Source organism: Endozoicomonas arenosclerae (assembly GCF_001562015.1).
Taxonomy (GTDB): Bacteria; Pseudomonadota; Gammaproteobacteria; order Pseudomonadales; family Endozoicomonadaceae; genus Endozoicomonas_A; species Endozoicomonas_A arenosclerae.
In genome coordinates this window covers 1-18,704 of sequence record NZ_LASA01000108.1, presented here as the reverse complement: position 1 = coordinate 18,704, position 18,704 = coordinate 1, and the positions used below count along the sequence as shown (strand labels likewise).

Annotated in this window: 18 protein-coding genes and 1 pseudogene; 5 read left to right on the top strand and 14 right to left on the bottom strand. The window is 48.6% G+C overall.

The features are described from left to right. Positions 1 to 215, top strand: a pseudogene (locus WG89_RS29430) (hypothetical protein); the annotation flags it as partial. A 274-nt stretch (positions 216 to 489) separates the two neighbouring features. Here WG89_RS29430 and sctU read toward each other — a convergent pair. From sctU to WG89_RS17180, 9 genes are all read right to left on the bottom strand, one after another. Beyond that, on the bottom strand, positions 490 to 1,539 hold the full coding sequence (sctU, locus tag WG89_RS17220; RefSeq protein ID WP_062268370.1) for a type III secretion system export apparatus subunit SctU: 1,050 nt from the start codon (positions 1,537 to 1,539) through the stop codon (positions 490 to 492). Then, a complete protein-coding gene (gene sctT / locus WG89_RS17215) occupies positions 1,536 to 2,327 on the bottom strand; it encodes a type III secretion system export apparatus subunit SctT (protein ID WP_062268369.1) in 792 nt (263 codons plus the stop codon). Before sctT ends, sctU begins: the two co-directional genes overlap by 4 nt. Before the next feature lie 7 nt (positions 2,328 to 2,334). Further along, positions 2,335 to 2,598, bottom strand: coding sequence for a type III secretion system export apparatus subunit SctS (gene sctS, locus WG89_RS17210; protein WP_034833827.1), 264 nt, complete (start codon positions 2,596 to 2,598; stop codon positions 2,335 to 2,337). A gap of 9 nt (positions 2,599 to 2,607) precedes the next feature. Further along, a complete protein-coding gene (gene sctR, locus WG89_RS17205; RefSeq protein WP_062268368.1) occupies positions 2,608 to 3,267 on the bottom strand; it encodes a type III secretion system export apparatus subunit SctR in 660 nt (219 codons plus the stop codon). A 196-nt stretch (positions 3,268 to 3,463) separates the two neighbouring features. Continuing rightward, on the bottom strand, positions 3,464 to 4,495 hold the full coding sequence (gene sctQ, locus WG89_RS17200; protein WP_062268367.1) for a type III secretion system cytoplasmic ring protein SctQ: 1,032 nt from the start codon (positions 4,493 to 4,495) through the stop codon (positions 3,464 to 3,466). A gap of 25 nt (positions 4,496 to 4,520) precedes the next feature. After that, positions 4,521 to 5,255 (bottom strand): type III secretion HpaP family protein, encoded by a 735-nt coding sequence (locus tag WG89_RS17195; protein ID WP_062268366.1) that lies wholly within the window; start codon positions 5,253 to 5,255, stop codon positions 4,521 to 4,523. 27 nt (positions 5,256 to 5,282) lie between these two features. Next, positions 5,283 to 5,744 carry a type III secretion system stalk subunit SctO gene (gene sctO, locus WG89_RS17190; protein ID WP_062268365.1) on the bottom strand — a complete coding sequence of 154 codons (462 nt, stop codon included), beginning with the start codon at positions 5,742 to 5,744 and terminating at the stop codon, positions 5,283 to 5,285. Positions 5,745 to 5,749: 5 nt separating this feature from the next. After that, positions 5,750 to 7,081 carry a type III secretion system ATPase SctN gene (gene sctN / locus WG89_RS17185; protein WP_062268362.1) on the bottom strand — a complete coding sequence of 444 codons (1,332 nt, stop codon included), beginning with the start codon at positions 7,079 to 7,081 and terminating at the stop codon, positions 5,750 to 5,752. A gap of 115 nt (positions 7,082 to 7,196) precedes the next feature. Continuing rightward, the gene (locus tag WG89_RS17180; RefSeq protein WP_062268360.1) at positions 7,197 to 7,694 is read right to left on the bottom strand and encodes a type III secretion system chaperone; all 498 of its coding nucleotides are present in this window, start codon (positions 7,692 to 7,694) and stop codon (positions 7,197 to 7,199) included. Between the two features lie 236 nt (positions 7,695 to 7,930). Here WG89_RS17180 and tadA point away from each other — a divergent pair, with 236 nt between their 5' ends. From tadA to WG89_RS17165, 3 genes are all read left to right on the top strand, one after another. After that, positions 7,931 to 8,431, top strand: a complete 501-nt coding sequence (gene tadA / locus WG89_RS17175; RefSeq protein ID WP_062268372.1) for a tRNA adenosine(34) deaminase TadA — start codon at positions 7,931 to 7,933, stop codon at positions 8,429 to 8,431. Positions 8,432 to 8,629: 198 nt separating this feature from the next. Continuing rightward, the gene (gene purL, locus WG89_RS17170; protein ID WP_062268359.1) at positions 8,630 to 12,532 is read left to right on the top strand and encodes a phosphoribosylformylglycinamidine synthase; all 3,903 of its coding nucleotides are present in this window, start codon (positions 8,630 to 8,632) and stop codon (positions 12,530 to 12,532) included. 178 nt (positions 12,533 to 12,710) lie between these two features. Further along, a complete protein-coding gene (locus tag WG89_RS17165; protein WP_062268357.1) occupies positions 12,711 to 13,181 on the top strand; it encodes an outer membrane lipoprotein in 471 nt (156 codons plus the stop codon). 42 nt (positions 13,182 to 13,223) lie between these two features. On the opposite strand, the gene WG89_RS17160 is transcribed toward WG89_RS17165, so the two are convergent. Then, complete coding sequence (locus WG89_RS17160) at positions 13,224 to 13,814, bottom strand: hypothetical protein (protein ID WP_216638511.1); 591 nt, start codon at positions 13,812 to 13,814, stop codon at positions 13,224 to 13,226. A 122-nt stretch (positions 13,815 to 13,936) separates the two neighbouring features. On the opposite strand from WG89_RS17160, the gene WG89_RS17155 reads away from it, so the two are divergent. Continuing rightward, on the top strand, positions 13,937 to 14,386 hold the full coding sequence (locus tag WG89_RS17155) for a MarR family winged helix-turn-helix transcriptional regulator (protein ID WP_062268355.1): 450 nt from the start codon (positions 13,937 to 13,939) through the stop codon (positions 14,384 to 14,386). Positions 14,387 to 14,444: 58 nt separating this feature from the next. Here WG89_RS17155 and WG89_RS17150 read toward each other — a convergent pair whose 3' ends face one another. From WG89_RS17150 to WG89_RS17135, 4 genes are read right to left on the bottom strand one after another with little or no spacing between them, the layout of a single operon-like run. Then, positions 14,445 to 15,992, bottom strand: coding sequence for a glycosyltransferase family 39 protein (locus WG89_RS17150; RefSeq protein ID WP_153301650.1), 1,548 nt, complete (start codon positions 15,990 to 15,992; stop codon positions 14,445 to 14,447). Continuing rightward, entirely contained in the window at positions 15,974 to 16,780 is an 807-nt protein-coding gene (locus WG89_RS17145; RefSeq protein WP_062268351.1) for a ChbG/HpnK family deacetylase, read from the bottom strand. Before WG89_RS17145 ends, WG89_RS17150 begins: the two co-directional genes overlap by 19 nt. Further along, positions 16,777 to 17,145: a GtrA family protein gene (locus tag WG89_RS17140; protein ID WP_062268349.1), complete on the bottom strand. Its 369-nt coding sequence runs from the start codon at positions 17,143 to 17,145 to the stop codon at positions 16,777 to 16,779. Before WG89_RS17140 ends, WG89_RS17145 begins: the two co-directional genes overlap by 4 nt. Then, complete coding sequence (locus WG89_RS17135; protein WP_062268347.1) at positions 17,132 to 18,100, bottom strand: glycosyltransferase family 2 protein; 969 nt, start codon at positions 18,098 to 18,100, stop codon at positions 17,132 to 17,134. Before WG89_RS17135 ends, WG89_RS17140 begins: the two co-directional genes overlap by 14 nt. Positions 18,101 to 18,704: the final 604 nt, after the last annotated feature.

The following is an 18,704-nucleotide window of genomic DNA, read 5'->3' as shown; positions in this document are numbered from 1 at the left end:
AATATGCACGAGATGAGGACGGCGACGGTTTTCATGAGATTCATGTGAATACAATGGAGGGGTTCTGGTCGCTGTTGCGTTCCTGGTTGCGTCCTCATCGGGGTATATCACAAGAGAAGTTACCGCTGTATTTGGGTTTCTTCGAGTGCCTGCACAATATCAAGAAGCGCGGGAAAGCAGCTCTAACCGGTCTTCTGGGAGTGTTGTTTGGATAACTCCCCGGAATCCATTAAGAGCCAAATGTATTACGTTAATCGAAAGGTGGAAGAGGCGTTCTTCCATTCGTACTGACAGTTTGAGGAGTAGTCGCTTCAAATGCCAACTGTGTAACGTCTTACCTATTAAGAATAAGCATGGAAGCTGAATACAGAGGCTGTTGAGAGTTGTATTCTTGTGAAAAGTTCATAAAAACGTAACCCGGAAAATTCATAAAGCCGCTTTCACTAGGTGAAAGACCGCAGAAGATCGACACTTTATGAAATTTCCGGGTTAATCGGATTGCCCCTGCTTTTCCTTGAGGTCTTCAACCCAACGGAATACTTCTGCCACGGGTTCAATCAAGTCGCTGGGGATATAGCTGGCAATGTCGGTATCGAAAAGGGCATGGGCCAGAGGCACATTTTCCAGGACTGGTATGCCTTCTTTATCTGCGATTTTAACAATGAAACGTGCTCGTCCACCCTGGCCTTTAACTGTGACAACAGGCAGTGGAGTAACGTCCTGTTTGTAATGCAGGCCGATGGCCAGGTGAGTCGGGTTTTTGATGACTACGTCAGACTTCTTGGTGTTCTCGGCTTCGTTCAGAATTTCCTGGTGAATCTCTTTACGTTTACCTTTGATTTCCGGACTACCTTCCATCTCTTTGTGTTCTCGTTTTACTTCATCTTTGGACATTTTATTTTGCTTGGTGAACTGCTGTTTCTCGAACAGGAAGTCCAGCACTGAAATGACCATAAAAGCGGCAATGGCATAGATCAGCAGCTTCTTCATCAAAACGCCAACAACGGGAAGAATGCAGTCACTGCCACAATAGGGAAGATTAACCATGTCGCCAAGGCTGCCCTTTATAACGAAGTAAACAACAATAGAAAGAAACACAATCTTGATAACGGATTTGAAGAATTCCACCAGGTTTTTGATGGCAAAAATACGTTTGAAGCCAGCAATGGGACTGATTTTTTTAATATCTGGCTTTATGGATTCACCTGCCAGTAGAAAACCAAATTGCATGATGTTGCCTATGATGGCAGAAAGCATTGAAACCATGACCAGTGGCAGCAACAGTTCAATGGTTTTCTCCAGAATGCCCTGGGTTACGATTTTGAAGGCGTCGTTAAAGTTCTCGTTGTAGACAGTGGCGGGGAGGATCACCATTTCCTGAATGGTGTTGAGGAACATATCGCTCATAAACCAGATGGTGCAGACCACGGCGATAATGCCGAAGGTGCTGGAGACTTCTTTACTCTTGGCTACCTGTCCTTTTTTGCGGGCATCACGAAGTTTTTTGGGAGTGGGCTTTTCTGTCTTTTCACCACTCATTTCCAGAGCTCTCCCACCGTTCTGAAAATCATGGGAATGCCTTCGTCATGCTTTTTCGCCAACTTCAGAATAGTGCTGACGTAAACCACCAGAATAGCTGCAGCTACACCCGATTTAATGGGCATAGCCAAAATAAATACGTTCAACTGGGGTGCCGAGCGGCTGATCAGGGCAATACCGAATTCAGTAATGAACATGGAGATTACAACAGGGGCAGCAAGCCACATGGCCAGACCAATAATCAAGTCAAACTGATTCAGGAAGAAGGTGGCTGCTTCCGGGTTCAACTTGGGATAAAAGCTGAATACAGGCCATACGTCGTAGCTGATAAACAAACTTTGTAACAGCAACAAAAACAGGCCGCTGACCATGAATATGGCGGTGAAAGCCTGAGAGAACAGCACACCCATTGGGGATGTTTCTGCTCCTGACAGCGGGTTCAGGGCACTGGCCATAGAAGCACCCCGTTGGTTATCTATAAAGAAACCAGCCGATTCCAATGCCCAGAAGGGAATGGTGATACAAAAACCAAGAATGGCTCCAATAAAGGCTTCTTTCAGAACAAATCCGGCCGTGGCGTAAATGGTGATGGTTTCATCCGGTTTGTGCTCAGCCAGCATCGGGTGAAGAAACAGAATCATGCAGGCGCAGATACCATTTCTCATCATGGCGCCACCGAGCATTCTCTTGTGCAGGAAGGGAATCAGAGTGAACAGTGCCACAATTCTGGGCATGCCCATGGTAAACACATAGAACCACTCTTTCAGCTCGTCTATTGGGATGACCATGGCGCGCTCAGAGGTCCGGAATCTTGTTCATGATGGCCAATGAGTAGTGGTAGATCTCAAGGCCAAGCCAGCGTGCTGTCGCAAAAATACTGATAATTACGGCAATCAATTTAAAGGCAAAAGGCAGAGTCTGTTCCTGAATCTGGGTCAGTGCCTGAATCAAACTGATCAATAGTCCGACACCAGCTGCTGCAATGATCGGCGGCATTGAGAGAATCAGTGTCAGCATTAAAGCCTGGGCTGTCAGCTGGATAATGTCGGAATCTACCATGTTGTTCCCCTAGCCGTAGCTCAGAATCAGTCCCTGTATCAGGCGAGTCCAGCCGTCCAGAAGGACAAACAGGAGCAACTTGAACGGGAGTGAAATGGTCATGGGGGATACCATCATCATACCCATGGCCAACAGGATGTTTGAGACAATCAAATCAATCACGATAAAGGGCAAATAAAGCAGGAAGCCAATCTGAAAAGCTTTGGTCAGCTCGGTGATACAGAAAGAAGGCAGAAGCACAATAAAGTCATCGCCCGAAAGCTCCTGCTGATACTTTTTAGGCCAGAGCAGTCGAGCCGACTTCAGGAAAAAGTTCCGCTCATTTTCATTGGTGTTGTCTTTAAGAAACTGCTTGTAAGGTTCACTGGCCAGTTTGACGGTTTCAATCCAGGAGAGATCATCAAAATTTAGTTTTTCCGGCTCAAGAAGTTCATAAGCCTGATAGCCTACCGGAGCCATGATGTAGAGTGTCAGAATGATCGCCAGAGCGTTCATGGCAATGTTCGGAGGAATCTGCTGCAGACCGGTCGCGTTTCTGAGAATCGAAAAGACCACCACCAGTTTCAGAAATGAGGTGCCCATGACGGCCATGAAGGGAATCAATGCCATCAGTGCCAAAGGCACCATTAAATAGAACGGGCTGGTGAGATTCAGTATGCCGCTTTCCATGGCGGGAACCTGCTTTACTGGATGTACAGCCTGATTATTAGGATTCAGCCCTGGAGGCTGACCAAGAATTGCGCTCGAGCATAAAGTTCAGTAGAACGAGTCAGGTTTTGCGTTGGATTTGTGCGAATAGTTGACCTATTTAAATAAATTCAATGCAAAACCCTGGCCGTTCTTTCTGGACTTTAGGCCGAGCTGTCTATTCTTGGCCAGCCTCCTTACCTGTAAGCTCTGTGATCCGGGCTCCCAGTCGGCCTTCTATTTCTACCAGTTGGCATTTGCCTATCAGTTGGCCGTTGGCTCTGATTTTGACCGGTGTTTCCAGAGGATTACTGAGCTGGAAAACATAGCCGGGAGTCAGGTTCTGCAGTTCTGCGAAGGTCAGCTGCTGTTCTCCGACCTCGAACATCAGTGTCACGGGCAGATCATGGAGATCAAGAGGTGCCGCAGGTGCCTGAGGAGCATCTTCCTGTGGCATTGACTCTTCATGCTCTGTCTGTTCTTGTGCAGAATGCTCTTCCATAGCCTGAAGCCTCTGTGAAATAGTGACCCGGGTATCCTCCAGAGTGCCCATAAACGCAGCATTCTGTTTGATTCTGACAATCACCTCTGAGTCGTTGACATGCTCTTCAAGAAAAACAATGTCGCCTGCTTCCAGGTGATTGAGTTCACTGCGGGTTAGTACGGTGCTGCCTTTTTGCAGGGATACCCATAGAGGTATATCGGGCAGCTGGATGGATTGATGAGGTGGAATTGACTTCAACAGGTTCTCAATAACTTCTGAGTGTTCAATCTGAATTCGGGTGCTGATGTTTTCGGCTTCCAGATTGACTGAAATTAAAGTCGAATCGGTTGGCTCTGCCTCTTTAAGATGACTCAATGCAACGGATTGTCCCAACATCTGGCTCAGAAAATTAAAGATGGGTGTCAGGCTGCTGTTGATAGTCGCATCTCTGAGTGCAGAGGGAAGTTTCTGAATGACCTGATGGTCCAGCTTTTTAGGCAGTAGGAAGTCGAGAATTTGTTGCCCGAGGTAGAGTTTACTGGGGTATCCTGATAGTTCAATCTCTGCCTGCCATGTGGACGTCTGGTTGTCCAATCCTTCTAACGAGACAGTAAACTCTGTTCCGTTGAGTTGAATTTGGTAGCGGTTTTTTCGATTGCAAAGAAGTTGTCCCAACTGAAGCTCAGTTGCAGATACTGATTCAAACTCCAGTGGTGTAGCTTCCATAAGTGTTTACCTCGGCAGACCCGGATCAGGAATCATCTTCTTCCTGTTCTTCTTCACCCACGTATTCCTGTTGTGAGCGACCGTCATTCTGTTCGCCACCGCCGCCAGACATATTGATGTTGACCTGAACTTTTTCACCAAGCTTTTCCAGGTTTTTCATCAGGCTGGCCTCGTTGGCCACCAGGAAGTTATGGGAATCTGCGTTAGAAGTATTCATGGTAACTTGCAGTTCACCGGAAACTCTCTGAATCCGAATCTCTGTGCCAGGCAGAATGTTGTCTTTCAAGGTGATACGAACTTCTGCACCCTCAATGGCATCTTTTGAAGACACCATGATTTTGTCGACAAGCTTGTTGATCACTTCATTGATTTCTTTCGGGCCGCTCACCGCTTGAATGCTTTTGAGCTGGGCTTCTGAAGCCTGTTGGGTTTCCCTGACCTGACCTATAGCATGTTCATTGCCATCAAGCAGGGATTGCATTGCGCCTTCTTCCTGGCCTTTCTGTCCTTCTCGGCCACCTTGATCCTTGAACTTGCCTTCCAGTGCTTCCTTGGCCGATTTTCTGCGTTCTGCCATCAGGCTTTCAAGGCTTTGATCATCCTTGGATTCCCCCTTGGCGCTTTTAGGGTCTTCCTTCTTTTTCATTTTCTTGGAAAAGTCGGAAGCCTGATCCTCAGACACTTTCTGGCTCTGATTCTGGGTGGGCTGGTTATTGTTGGTATTCTGCTGAACATTCTGGTTTTGATTAGTGGGCTGCATGGTTCGCCTCCTTGTAATCTGTGCACCCTAGGATTTGGGGCGAACAGTAAATTCTTCCATTTCCAGGTCTTCCAGGCGGGCAGCTTCTTTGGCCGCTTCCTCATCCAGAACCTTGGTGAACTCTTCAAACTTTTCCACAGCCTGCATGGCCTTCATGTGAGCTTCCCGAGCCTGCTCCAGCTCTTCTTTGGCCTGAACGACTTTTTGTTTAGCTTCGTTAATGGCTTGTTCCAGCAGGACATCTTTCTCTCGCATCTGGGCCACTTTGGCTTTCAGCTGATCCAGGTCGTTCTGCTTCACTTCGGTATTGATAATGTTATCGTAGAGCCGTTGTTCTTCTTTACAGCGCCAGTCTATGTACTCTTCCAGTTCCTGCTCTTTGTTTTTGACGTCCAGCTGGGCCTGTTCAAGTCGGTATTCACATTTGCGAACTTCATCCTGGGCAGATTTTTCCCGAATCTGTTTGACTTTAAGAAGTTCATGCAGCATTCAGATCAAACCCCAACGACCTGACGCAACTGTTGAATAGTGGCGTCGTAATCGTTCAACTCATCAGTACGTTGTTTAAGGAAGGTTCTGATGGCGTCGATTTTTTGCAGGGCTTCATCGGCAACTGCATCCGATCCGGCTTTGTATTCGCCCACTTTTACCAGCAGTTCAATTTCTTCAAATTTAGCCAGCAGTTCCCTGAGCTTACCAGCAGCAGCTTTATGCTCTTCAGGGGTTATGGCATTCATGACACGGCTGGCGCTGGATAACACATCAATGGCTGGGTAATGGTTGGCTGCGGCCAGCTTCCGGGAAAGAATAATGTGACCGTCGAGAATAGATCGGGTTTCGTCTGCCACGGGTTCTGTCATGTCATCGCCTTCTACCAGTACGGTGTAGAGTGCGGTGATGGAGCCTGTATCGGACATACCGGCTCGTTCCATCAATTTGGGGAGAGTGGCAAATACAGAAGGAGGGAAACCTCGACGGGTTGGAGGTTCGCCAGCCGCCAGACCAATTTCACGCTGGGCACGAGCAAAACGGGTTACGGAATCCATCAGCAGCAAGACTTTCTTGCCTTTGTCCCTGAAGTATTCAGCCACAGCCGTTGCGGTATAAGCGGCTTTTGCCCTTTCCATGGAAGATTTGTCGGATGTGGCCACAATGATTACGGACTTTTTTACACCTTCTGGACCGAGATCATGCTCAATGAATTCCCTGAGTTCCCGTCCCCTTTCACCGATCAGCGCCAGGACGGTGACATCGACTTCTGCACCTTTAACCAGCATGGAGAGCAGCGTACTCTTACCCCCACCGGCAGCAGCAAATATACCCATCCTCTGACCTTCACCGCAGGTGAGTACGCCATCAAGAACTCTCAAACCCAGTGGTAATGGCTTGTCGATAATCTGGCGGGTCATGGGGTCAGGGCTGTCGGCATAAACCGGGTACCAGGTTTCAGGCTCAACACCGTCAAAAGCTTCCGTGTTCAAAGGGTTGCCCATGCCATCTAGAACATGACCAAGCAGATGAGGGCCAACGCCTACATGGTGTACTTTGCCGGTTGGAATAACTTCGGTAGTGGAGGAAATACCCATGATTTCACCCATGGGGGAGAGTACTGTTTCATGGCCCTGGAAGCCGACCACCTCAGCGAATCCGGTTTTCTCATCATTAGGGGTTACAAGCTCGCACAGTTCACCAATCTTCACGCCGGGAACGGCTGCCTTAATGATCATGCCCTGTACTTCGGTCACACGGCCACGAATATCGACTAAACGGCTGCTTTCAACGGCACTCTGAAGCGCTGATGTGAGGTAGTTAAGTGCTTCGGCCACGATCCCTGTCTCCTCTGCCTCTCATTCTTTTAGTTTAGGGTGAGAGCTGGTTCTGATCCGCTAGAAATAAAAAGAGGGCTGAATAAGCCCTCTTTTTTGATGCCAGGATCAAGAATCAGACCATCATGCCCATATCTCCAGGTCCGCCTGGTGCGGTAGGAGGAGTCTTGGGTCCGCTTTCCTTGGGTGCTGCAGTGCCATCGCTCTCGGTGTTGTCGACTTCGGAAATAACCCACTCCAGAGTGTTTACAAACTTCTCGAGGGTGGATTCAAAATTACCGTAGTCGGAAGAGGCCAGCATGGAGCGAATCAGCAGAACTTCAGACTTGTCATGGTTCAGGGCATGGAATGCGCCCTGCATGCTGTGGTGCTGAAGGTTCAGTGACAGGAGCTTTTCGTAAAGGCTGGTTTTGGCGTCGTCGTGAGCGTCCATGGGTTTTACCGAAGAGACAAACACCAGAGCTTCGTCTTCTTCCAGGTATTCCATATTCACGATCAGGGTATCATCAAAACAGAGACCACAAGCATCGTGTTCATTTAAGCTGAGCTCGCCTAGACCGATGCTCTCTGCAAAATGCTGTAGATTCTCCTCTACATTTTGCTTGTAACTCATTCGATCATACCCTCCAATGGTACTTAGTCAGAAACTGAAATAACGAGAACTAACTTTTAGTATATATCGCTCTTTTGAGTTGCGTCGGAGAATTCGGAACATCGCCATCAGTGTGGGTATCTCTTCCGGAACTCCAGAGCCTGATTAAAGTCTTTTACCCAATAAGAGCCTTTATCGGTCAAAGTGACGAACGTCTGTATACTTGTTTCAACTTTTTTTTGAGTAGTGAGATTCTTTTGGCAGAAAAAGAGAGCATTGATGATGTCTGGATGCAGGAAGCCCTGAAGGAAGCTGAAAAAGCCCGTGAGCTGGATGAGGTTCCGGTTGGGGCTGTGGTTGTCAGAGAGGGTAAAATTATAGGCAGGGGCTTCAATCAACCGATCAGTGGCTGTAACCCCGTGGCCCATGCTGAGGTCATGGCACTTCAGGAAGCTGCAGCTCATGTTGAAAACTACCGTCTGGTGGACTGTGAGCTTTATGTGACGCTTGAGCCCTGTACCATGTGTGCTGGCGCCATCATTCACAGCCGGGTAAAACGGGTGGTCTTTGGGGCCTTGGAGCCTAAGGCGGGAGCTCTGGTCAGCCAGAGCCGGACTCTGGAGTTGCCCTATATGAACTATCGGGTAGAAATGACCCCAGGTGTTCTGGAGGAAGAGTGCAGCGAAATGATCTCCTCATTCTTCAGGGCCAGACGGGAAGCTAAAAAAGCAGAGAAGAAGCGTTTGAAACTTTGCTGATCCGATGGCTTATGGACATAAATCAGCGGGAGAGATTCGGGCTTCTTGTGGTCTTTATCCTCATCTAAGCGGTTTATTGAATTTTGTGAGCTCAATATTGATAAGATCCGTAGATCAATCACTGGTTTCCATACTGGAGTTTCGATTATCATACCGCCCTGATTATCTCCCTGAGTCCAGTTGAGGACAGTTTTTAACATGCTGATTTTGCGTGGTGCTCCGGCTCTCTCGCCGTTTCGCAGCCAAAAGCTGCTGGAAACCCTGCAACACAGGATCCCTGAAATTACCGGCGTCTTTGCTGAATTCCAGCATTTTGTCCGGGTCGATGAGGCGCTATCCGACCAGGAAATGACTATCCTGGAACAGCTCCTGACATACGGCCCCAGGATGCAGGAAGGACAGTGCTCCGGAACCCGTTTTCTGGTGGTACCAAGACCCGGCACCATTTCGCCCTGGTCCAGTAAAGCCACAAACATTGCTGAAAATTGTGGTCTGAGCAAGGTTCATCGTATCGAACGGGGTTTGGCCTATTTTGTTGAAGCTGAGGAAGGTCTCAGTGAACAACAGAAAGAAACAGTGGCCAGCCTGATTCATGACCGTATGACCGAAGCTGTTCTGGCTGAAGACAATGAAGCAGAACAGCTGTTTGCTGAAACAGAGCCCGCTCCACTGACTCGCGTGGACATCCTGGAAGGGGGGCGTGAAGCTCTGGCAGAAGCAAACCAGTCACTGGGACTGGCGCTGGCTGAAGATGAAATTGATTATCTGGTCACCAGCTATCAGGGGTTGGACAGGAACCCTACTGATGTTGAGCTGATGATGTTTGCCCAGGCCAACTCTGAGCATTGCCGTCACAAGATCTTCAATGCCACCTGGTCCATTGATGGTGAACAGCAGGATCACTCGTTGTTCCAGATGATTCGCAACACTCACAATATGAACAGTGAGGGCGTACTCTCTGCCTATAAGGACAACGCTTCGGTTATTGAAGGCTCCAAAGCCGGTCGATTCTTCCCATCCCCTGACCAGAAATCTTACCAGTATCATCAGGAAGACATTCATATCCTGATGAAGGTGGAAACCCACAACCACCCCACCGCTATTTCTCCCTGGCCTGGTGCTTCCACCGGCGCGGGTGGTGAAATCCGTGATGAAGGTGCGACTGGTCGTGGTTCCAAACCCAAAGCCGGTCTGACAGGTTTTACCGTATCCAACCTGAATATTCCGGGTTACAAACAGCCCTGGGAAAAAGAGTACGGTAAGCCCGAGCGCATTGTTACTGCTCTGGATATCATGCTGGATGGACCTCTGGGCGGTGCGGGCTTCAACAATGAGTTTGGTCGTCCCAACCTCTGTGGTTATTTCCGTACTTTTGAAACAACTGCCAAAGGTGCTGAAGGTGACGAGGTCAGGGGTTACCACAAGCCGATTATGCTGGCGGGTGGTCTCGGTAACATTCGAGCTGATCACGTTGAGAAAGGGGATATCCCTGTCGGTGCCAAACTGATTGTTCTGGGTGGCCCGGCCATGCAGATTGGTCTGGGTGGCGGTGCTGCATCTTCCATGACTTCAGGTGAGGGTAAGGAAGACCTGGATTTTGCCAGTGTTCAGCGTGATAACCCTGAAATGGAGCGTCGCTGTCAGGAAGTTATCGATCAATGCTGGCAGCTGGGTGATGAAAACCCTATTGCCTTTATCCATGACGTAGGTGCGGGCGGTCTTTCTAATGCTCTGCCAGAGCTGGTGAGTGATGGTGGCCGTGGTGGCCATTTCCAGCTCAGGGATATTCTGAACGACGAGCCAGGTATGTCGCCGCTGGCGCTCTGGTGTAATGAATCCCAGGAGCGTTATGTCATGGCTGTGGCTCCAGAAAATATGGAGCTGTTTGAAGCCATCTGTCAGCGTGAGCGTTGTCTCTATGCCGTAGTGGGTGAAGCTACTGAAGAGATGAACCTGCTGGTGGAAGACAGTCACTTTGAAAACAAGCCTGTTGATATGCCTCTGGATGTTCTGCTGGGTAAGCCTCCCCGCATGCACCGTGACGTAAAGGTTGAGAATATTCAGCAGAATGCTCTGAATCTTGCCGGTATTTCTCTGGAAGAAGCCGGTGAACGGGTTTTGAAACTGCCCACAGTAGCCAGTAAAAACTTCCTGATTACCATTGGCGATCGTTCAATTACCGGTCTGGTAGCTCGTGAGCAGATGGTGGGTCCCTGGCAGGTCCCTGTGGCTGATTGTGCTGTGACCGCTACGGCATTTGATACATTTGCCGGTGAAGCCATGTCCATGGGTGAGAGAACACCTCTGGCTTTGATAAATGCACCCGCATCTGGGCGTATGGCTATTGGTGAAGCCATTACCAACATTGCCAGTACCCGTATTCGCAAGCTGGGTGATGTGAAGCTGTCTGCTAACTGGATGGCCGCTGCGGGTCACCCGGGTGAAGACGCCAAGCTTTACGAAACCTGTAAGGCTGTGGGTATGGAGCTGTGTCCGGAGCTGGGAATCGCTATTCCAGTGGGCAAGGACTCCATGTCTATGCGCACCAGCTGGAAAGACGGTGATTCAGAGAAGAGTGTAACCTCGCCTCTCTCTCTGGTTATTTCTGCCTTTGCCCCTGTGACAGATATCCGTAAGACTGTCACCCCAGAGCTGCGCACTGATAGAGGCGAAACCGATCTGTTGTTGATTGATCTGGGTCGTGATCAGAACCGTCTGGGTGGTTCTGCCCTGGCACAGGTTTATGGTCAGATTGGTGATCAGGCGCCTGATGTTACTTCAGCAGAAGATCTGAAAGGCTTCTTTAATGCTATTCAGCAATGTCTCGAAGAAGACCTGTTGCTGGCCTATCACGACCGTTCTGACGGTGGTCTGTTCACAACATTGGTTGAAATGGCTTTTGCGGGTCATACCGGTATTGAAGTGAGTCTGGACAAGCTGGCGGGCAATGAGTCTGCGATTATCCCGGCCCTGTTCAACGAAGAGCTGGGTGTTGTGGTTCAGGTTCGTCGCGAAAATAAGGGCAAGGTCAAGGATATCCTGGCTGAGCTGGGTCTGGGGTCGTGCACACACACTATTGCTTCCCTGCGTTCTGATCAGCGTATCAACTTTACCTTCAATGGTGAGTTGATCAGCAGCGAAAGCCGTGTGAAGCATCAGCGCTGGTGGGCTGAAACCAGCTACCGCATGCAGGCACTGAGGGACAATCCTGAGTGTGCACGTCAGGAGTTTGATAACCTGCTGGACGATAATGACACTGGACTGCATGCTTCCCTGCCGTTTGATATCTCTAACAATGTTGCTGCTCCGTTTATCGCTACGGGCAACAGGCCGATGGTCGCTGTCCTCAGGGAACAGGGCGTCAATGGCCATGTAGAGATGGCAGCTGCTTTTGACAAAGCAGGCTTCAATGCTGTGGATGTTCACATGAGTGACATTCTTTCCGGTCGTCGTGATCTCACTGAATTCAAAGGACTGATAGCCTGTGGTGGCTTCTCTTACGGGGATGTCCTGGGTGCGGGTGAAGGCTGGGCCAAGTCAGTACTATTCAACGGTATGGCGCGTGACCAGTTTGCAGCTTTCTTTGATCGTGCCGACAGCTTTGCTCTGGGTGTCTGCAACGGTTGTCAGATGCTGTCTAACCTGCACGAGCTGATCCCCGGTGCTGAGCACTGGCCACACTTTGTCCGCAACCAGTCTGAGCAGTTTGAAGCCAGAACAGTTATGGTAGAAGTTCAGCAGAGCAAATCCATTCTGCTGCGCGGTATGGAAGGTTCCAGAATGCCAATTGCTGTGGCTCACGGTGAAGGGTTTGCGGAATTCAAGAAGGCAGACCAGATTCAGAAGCTATCTCAAAGTGGCCAGCTGGCACTGAGATATGTGGATAATCAGGGGCGGGCAACGGATCGTTACCCATACAATCCTAACGGCTCTCCGGAAGGTATCACTGGTCTGACTTCTGCGGATGGCAGGGTCACCATCATGATGCCTCACCCTGAGCGGGTGTTCAGGTCGGTCCAGCATAGCTGGTATCCGGACACTTGGGGCGAAGATTCCCCCTGGATGAGAATGTTCAGGAATGCCCGGGTCTGGGTTGACTGATCAAGAAGAAGAGAAGGGCTGATTCATTATTGATTCAGCCCTTTCTTTTTATGATCACCGGAAATATTGCCGGATATCAGTGAATCCGTCACGGCGAAGCAGGCCTTCGAACTATTTTCCATTCTAAGCATCTAAACTGGACAGGAAACGGAAGGTAAACATACTGGGAGACTCATTTATGAATAACAGGATTAAACAGGCAGGGATCGTCTTCTTGCTCTCATTCTCTCTGGCTGGTTGTATGACTGATCAGACCGGAACCACCTATTCAGCTTCTGAAGCCCGTCAAATGCAGACAGTTCGTTTTGGTACTGTGGCCGAATCCAGACTGGTTAAGCTGGAAGGTACCCAGGGTGAAGTCGGTACTCTGGCTGGTGCTGCGGTAGGTGGCATTGCCGCTTCAAGTATTGGTGGTCAGCGTGAAAGCGCTATTGCTGCAGTTGCTGGTGCTGTTGCTGGTGGTGTTCTTGGTAACATGGCTGAGAAGAAAATCACTACCAAGCAGGGTGTGGAATTGACCGTCAGACTGGATGATGGTTCTTATGTTTCTGTTGTTCAACAGGCTGACCCAGCGGTGAACTTTGCGGCCGGTGATAAGGTTAAGATTCTTACCCAAGGCACTACCAGCCGGGTTATTAAAGTTCAGTGATCTATGTGTGGCCATTTCTGGCCACTCAAGATTCTCCGGTTCTTACTCATTTCCGAAAAGATAGGTCAAAGCCTCTTTTTCTTCCTGTGTCAGCGGGGTCTTGGGGCATCTGGGATCTGTTTTTTGAATAGCTGTGATCATTGTCCGTGTGAAGGGGAGTGGATCGCAGCCATGATCCGTCTCACAGATCATATCCCACTTGGGTTCAGCTTTTAGGTGACAGCCCAGGCACTGTTGTCCAAACAGGTTTTTAACATTGTGGGTTCCCTGCTGTTGAATTCGGGTGCCATTTTCTGTGACTTCCAGATTGAAAAACTCCCAGTCTCTGCTGGCTTTGCTGAAGCCTTTCTCCCTTTTCACCATGGCCTCACCGGGTACCAGTTGTATTAATGTACCTACAGGGTAATCACCCCCTTGATTGGCTCTGGCTATCGATAATGATGCTTCGTTATTTCCCAGCAGGTTTGTGACGTAGAGACCACGAACAGGTTCCATTTCGAGTATACATCCGAAGCTTTTATGGTTGATTTCAAATGCTTGTGATTCAGGCTGCTTGCTGGCAGATGACGTCATGCTGAAGACCAGCATCAGCAAAAAGGCCAAAGTGAATGGTGTTGGGAGTGTATTTGCCACGGGATGTTTCCTCCTGAAACAGTATTATATTTATAGTTGTACGCAATTTAGTTGTGTGCAATTTAAATGGACGATTAGCATGCTGTCAAGTAAATTGTGTGCAATCCATTTGAGACTGCCCTATGAGTGAATCTTTCCTGAAGCTTGACCAGCAAATCTGTTTTTCTTTTTACAGGCTATCTAATGCACTGGTGAGAGCTTACCGCCCCCTGCTTATAGAACTGGATCTGACCTACCCTCAGTATTTGGTGATGATGGTGCTTTGGAATAGGGAAGGCTGTCAGGTGAATGAGCTGGGTGAAGAGCTGAATTTGGATAGTGGCACCTTAACGCCTTTACTGAAAAGGCTTGAGTCCAAGGGCCTTGTGGAAAGAAGGGTCAGTGCACTGGATGAAAGAAGCAAGCAGGTATTCTTGACTGCGAAAGGTCATTCCATCAGGCAGGATGCTGAGTGCATACCCATGGAGATATACAACAAGATGCAGCTTTCTGAGAAAGAGTGGTTCCAGCTGAAGCAGAGTTGTGACGATCTCTTTCAAAATATTCAATTACTTGAGAAACAGAAAGTCTGAAGCTGGGCAGGCGACAATGAGTGCTTTTCTAAGTTCATTGTTGCCTGCTTAAAGGTGCCTACAGGTGTTCAGGCCTTAAGAGATAATATTCCACAAACAGTTTGGGTTTGTTCTCGACTTTGATCTTGGTAACAGGCTCAAATGCGAACCTCCCAAGAAATTCAGCCTGGGGGTAGTTCTTTTCCAGTCTTTGTCTCACGGTCTTTGAGTATCGCTTGCCATCCACCATGACAATAATTCCGCCATTCTTGCGGAAATCCTTTTCATCCATCCAGAGACTTTCAACGGGATTAAGGCCAAAAAAGGGAATGGTTCTGCGGTTGTGGCTGTATGCAACAAGTTCCGCAACATGATAGTGAAGACCTCCCAGGTATGGCATGGGATGATCAAAGTTTTGAGACCATAGCTCCTCGGCTTTAAGCATTTGAGCCCGAAGTGGTATGAACTCAACAGAGTCCCAGTATTCGTCATCAATGAGGGGTTTGAACAGGAGGTAGCTGCACCTCAATGAAACCAGAAGGACTCCGGTGAACAAGCACCAGAAAACGACTTTTTTAAACCGCTGATAATCAATCAGTGGGCGTACCCAAACCAGAAGCAGTAGAGGGAGCCAGGCAAAATAAGGCGTTGCCCAGCGAGGTACCAGCTTCTCTCCGGTGATAAACCCAAACAGCAGAGTGAATGCAAAAGGACCTGTAGCTATGGCTATGAGAAAAGTTTTCTTGAAATGGTCATAGACGATGGGAAGCTTGGGGGCTCGGAACAAAGGGATCATTAACAGAAGGAGCAGGATGACATTGCCAAAATTGTTTTTGATAAAGTTCAAAGGGAAAATCAAATGATCCCAGTGAGTGCCCGTGCCGTAACGCTCACTTTCTACATAGTTTTCTTCCAGATAACTCACAGCTGCAAAGTTGTTATCCCAGAGCCAGTAAATATGAGGTGAGGCAATGACCAGAGCAATAATGCCAGCCAACCAGGGGCCTGCAGATGACAGAGCGCTTCTGCCTTCTTTGGTGATCAGAAGCACTATGAATAAAGGCGCAAAAAGAACGGCTACCTGATATTTGGTGAGTATGGCCAGCCCGGCCATGACTCCGGTTAGCAGCCAATATCCAAGGGATTGGCGGGTAACAGCAAAATAGAAAGTCAGGACGAGCAGAGCCCAGATCGGGTGCTGCAGTGTATCGGGTGTGACTCGTTCTACCCTGTTGCTGTAAAAGAGAATGCCTTGAAGAAGGAAAACAGCCAGCAGTGCTCCTGCTCCTGTCAGGTATTCTCTGGCCAGCCTCCAGACAGCTATGAAGGCAATGACAACGCAAATTTGGGCCAACAGATAGACAGGCCAGTCACTGGTTTCAGTAAGGTTGGAAGAAAATGCTGCAGCCCAGGCTGCCAGAGGAGGGTGCTTATCATAACCCCACTGCCAGAGGTTGCCCCAGGCTATGCCTTCAAGAGTGTCTGAGTGCAGTGTGTTTCTGACCAACCAGGGACCCACTGTCCAGAAAACCAATTGAAAAAGGCAAATCAGTGAAAGCCAGCGATAAGGGTGTTTAATAACAACGGAAGAGGGTGAAGATTCGGCAATCATTGCTTCATTCTGCACAGATCAACTCCTGTTTGGTGGCAGTCATCTATGAATTGTTGTCCGGATAAATAGTCGAATTCTTTTTGTCTTGCTTCCGGGTGATCCAATTGAGTCTGGCCTGATGTTTTCCCCGGGTGGCACATGATCAGTCCTCTGTCGTATGAGTCTGACAGCCAGGACTTCATCAAGGCCGGATAATCAGCATCAGGTTCCAGCGAGTAAATGCCGGCAAAAGAGGTATTGGTGCTGATGCTCTGGTTGATCAGTTCATACAGCAGGCTTTTTCCGCCAGAGTTTTCAATGATGTAACTTTTCAGGCCTCCACCCTGGCGAATCATGGGGATAACGCTTCTTATCCAGAATGATGGTTCTGGTTTGTAGTGTTGAAGGACTCCAATCAAAGCATTCCTGACCATGGGAAGGTGATGGATGTGTTGGTGGCCATCGATAAAATCCGGAGCTCTGCCCGTAGCATCCAGGAAGTTCTGGTATTGAATAGAGATCTCATCAAAGAGTGCTGTTTTATCCAGCATGTGCAAATGGCTTTTAATCAGCACCTGGTTCAGGCTGGGAAACCCATCCCTGAAGCTTGGGCTGAGACCTTTCCCTTCGGTTAGATTCAGGTGCAAACCAATATCGACATTGTCCTGGACAGACGTCAGACTTCGGGCCTGGTTTTGCCAGTCAGAACCTGTGACCATGCAGCTGGTGGCCTGAATCCTGCCCCTGCCTGCCAGCTCCAGAATGGCTTCTGAAACACCAGGGTGCATACCGTAATCATCTGCGCACAACGTTATTCTTTTCATTTGAAGGCCCAGTATTTACTCAAGGTAAAAGTAACCAGGGGAATGACGGCCAGAACAATAAAGCTGGCTACCAGATAATTTAAATGGCTATAGGTCAAAAGCAGAGTGTATAGCCCTTGATTGAGCACAAAACTGCAGAGCAGCTGAACCAGCAGAAACTTCACCAGAGTATTGTGGTGTACATGCTGCTTATGATTAAAAGTCCACAGTGAATGCCCAAAATAACTGACAATAAATGCCAGTAAAAAAGCCAGAGGGTTAGCCAGAAGCGGGGTCAGCTCATTCAGATCAACCAGTAGCCAGAGTATGAAAAGATGTACAGCTGCAGCAGTACCCCCAGTGACAATAAACTTAATCAGCTGCATCACTGTCCTTCTGGTTTTTAAAGCCCAGCTGTCGCTGGATCAGGTACCTGGGGCGGTTTTTTACCTCACAGAATATGCCCGCAACATACTCTCCCAATATCCACAGAGACAAGAGCTGGATACCACCTATGAAGGTGATGGCAACGATTACGGTAGGCCAGCCTGGCAAAGGTGCGCCGAGAACAATGGTTCTGAAAATGATAAAGAAAGCATAGAAAACCGAGATGAAGGAGATGATCAGCCCCAGGCCACCAACGATTCTAAGGGGCAGGGTGGTAAAAGCCGTAATGCCTGACAGGGCTAAACTGGTCAACTTGCCGTAGCCCCAGCCTGACTCACCAGCCAGGCGATCCCTGACCTGAAATGGTAAGCCAATACTTTTGTAACCTACCCAGGCATAGATGCCTTTCATGAATCGGCTGCGTTCCGGCATGGATTTCAGGGCATCAACAACGACTCTGTCCATAAGACGGAAATCACCAGCGTGTGCAGGAACATCAATACCTGTGCTGGAATGCATGATCTGATAGAAGAACTGGGCACCTTTCTTTTTAAGAAAAGATTCGTTTTCCCTGTCCTGTCGAACGCCATAAACCATCTGATAACCCTGGCGCCAGTAATCAACAAAAACGGGGATCATTTCAAGAGGGTGTTGGAAGTCGGCATCAATCAGAACTACGGCATCACCGGAAGAGGCATCTATGCCCGCCGTGAGTGCGGTTTCCTTGCCGAAGTTTCTTGATAGTTCAATCAGTTTGATTCTTTCATCTTCGCAGAAGGGTTCTACCAGTTCGACAGTCTTATCGCTGCTGCCATCATCGACAACAACGATTTCATACTGATCAGTGATGGCTGCCATCTGCTCTTTGAGAGCTTCCATAAACTGACCAATGACCGGACCTTCATTGAATACCGGCACCACACAGCTGAGCGAGAAAGGGTCTTTAAAAGGCATCTTGTCTCCGGCTCGATAATTCATTTTGCCGTGAGCCTCGCACTCCTATAAAAGGAGCAAGAGCGACACATCCGGCTCATGGCTATGTTTTGATTGTTATTATTTATCGGCTTGACATTGCTTTCGGTGAAAAAACTTTCACCACCAGAAGCGACGTAAGAAGCTCTCTGCCGCTCAGGTTGTTTATTGTGAAGCTCAATTTATGAAGCTGTTATTGAAAGAGACTGGTTTCTCTTCAGGAAAATGCCTTTGTTTGGGTGTAACGTCCAAGGCATTTTAACCGCTATTTTCAGCTTGTACGGATGATTAGAAATTGAGCAAAAGTCTGTTTCCATAGTGGTACGGTGTCACAGAAAAAGCAAGTCGCAGTCTCTTCCAATATGAAATGAGCCTGAAGAAGGGGCTGGTTTCTAACATGAAATGAGCCGACTTCAGCACTGTCGTTCATGATGAGGATATGAAAATCATCATGAACACCCATTTCATCAAAACCCTGGAGGATGTAAGAAGCCTCCTTTCACAAGCAGACTGTCTGGAGCCCGGCTGGGACTCCAAGGACGAATGTTACCGTTGGATTGAGCTAACCCTCAGCCACTTCAAATAC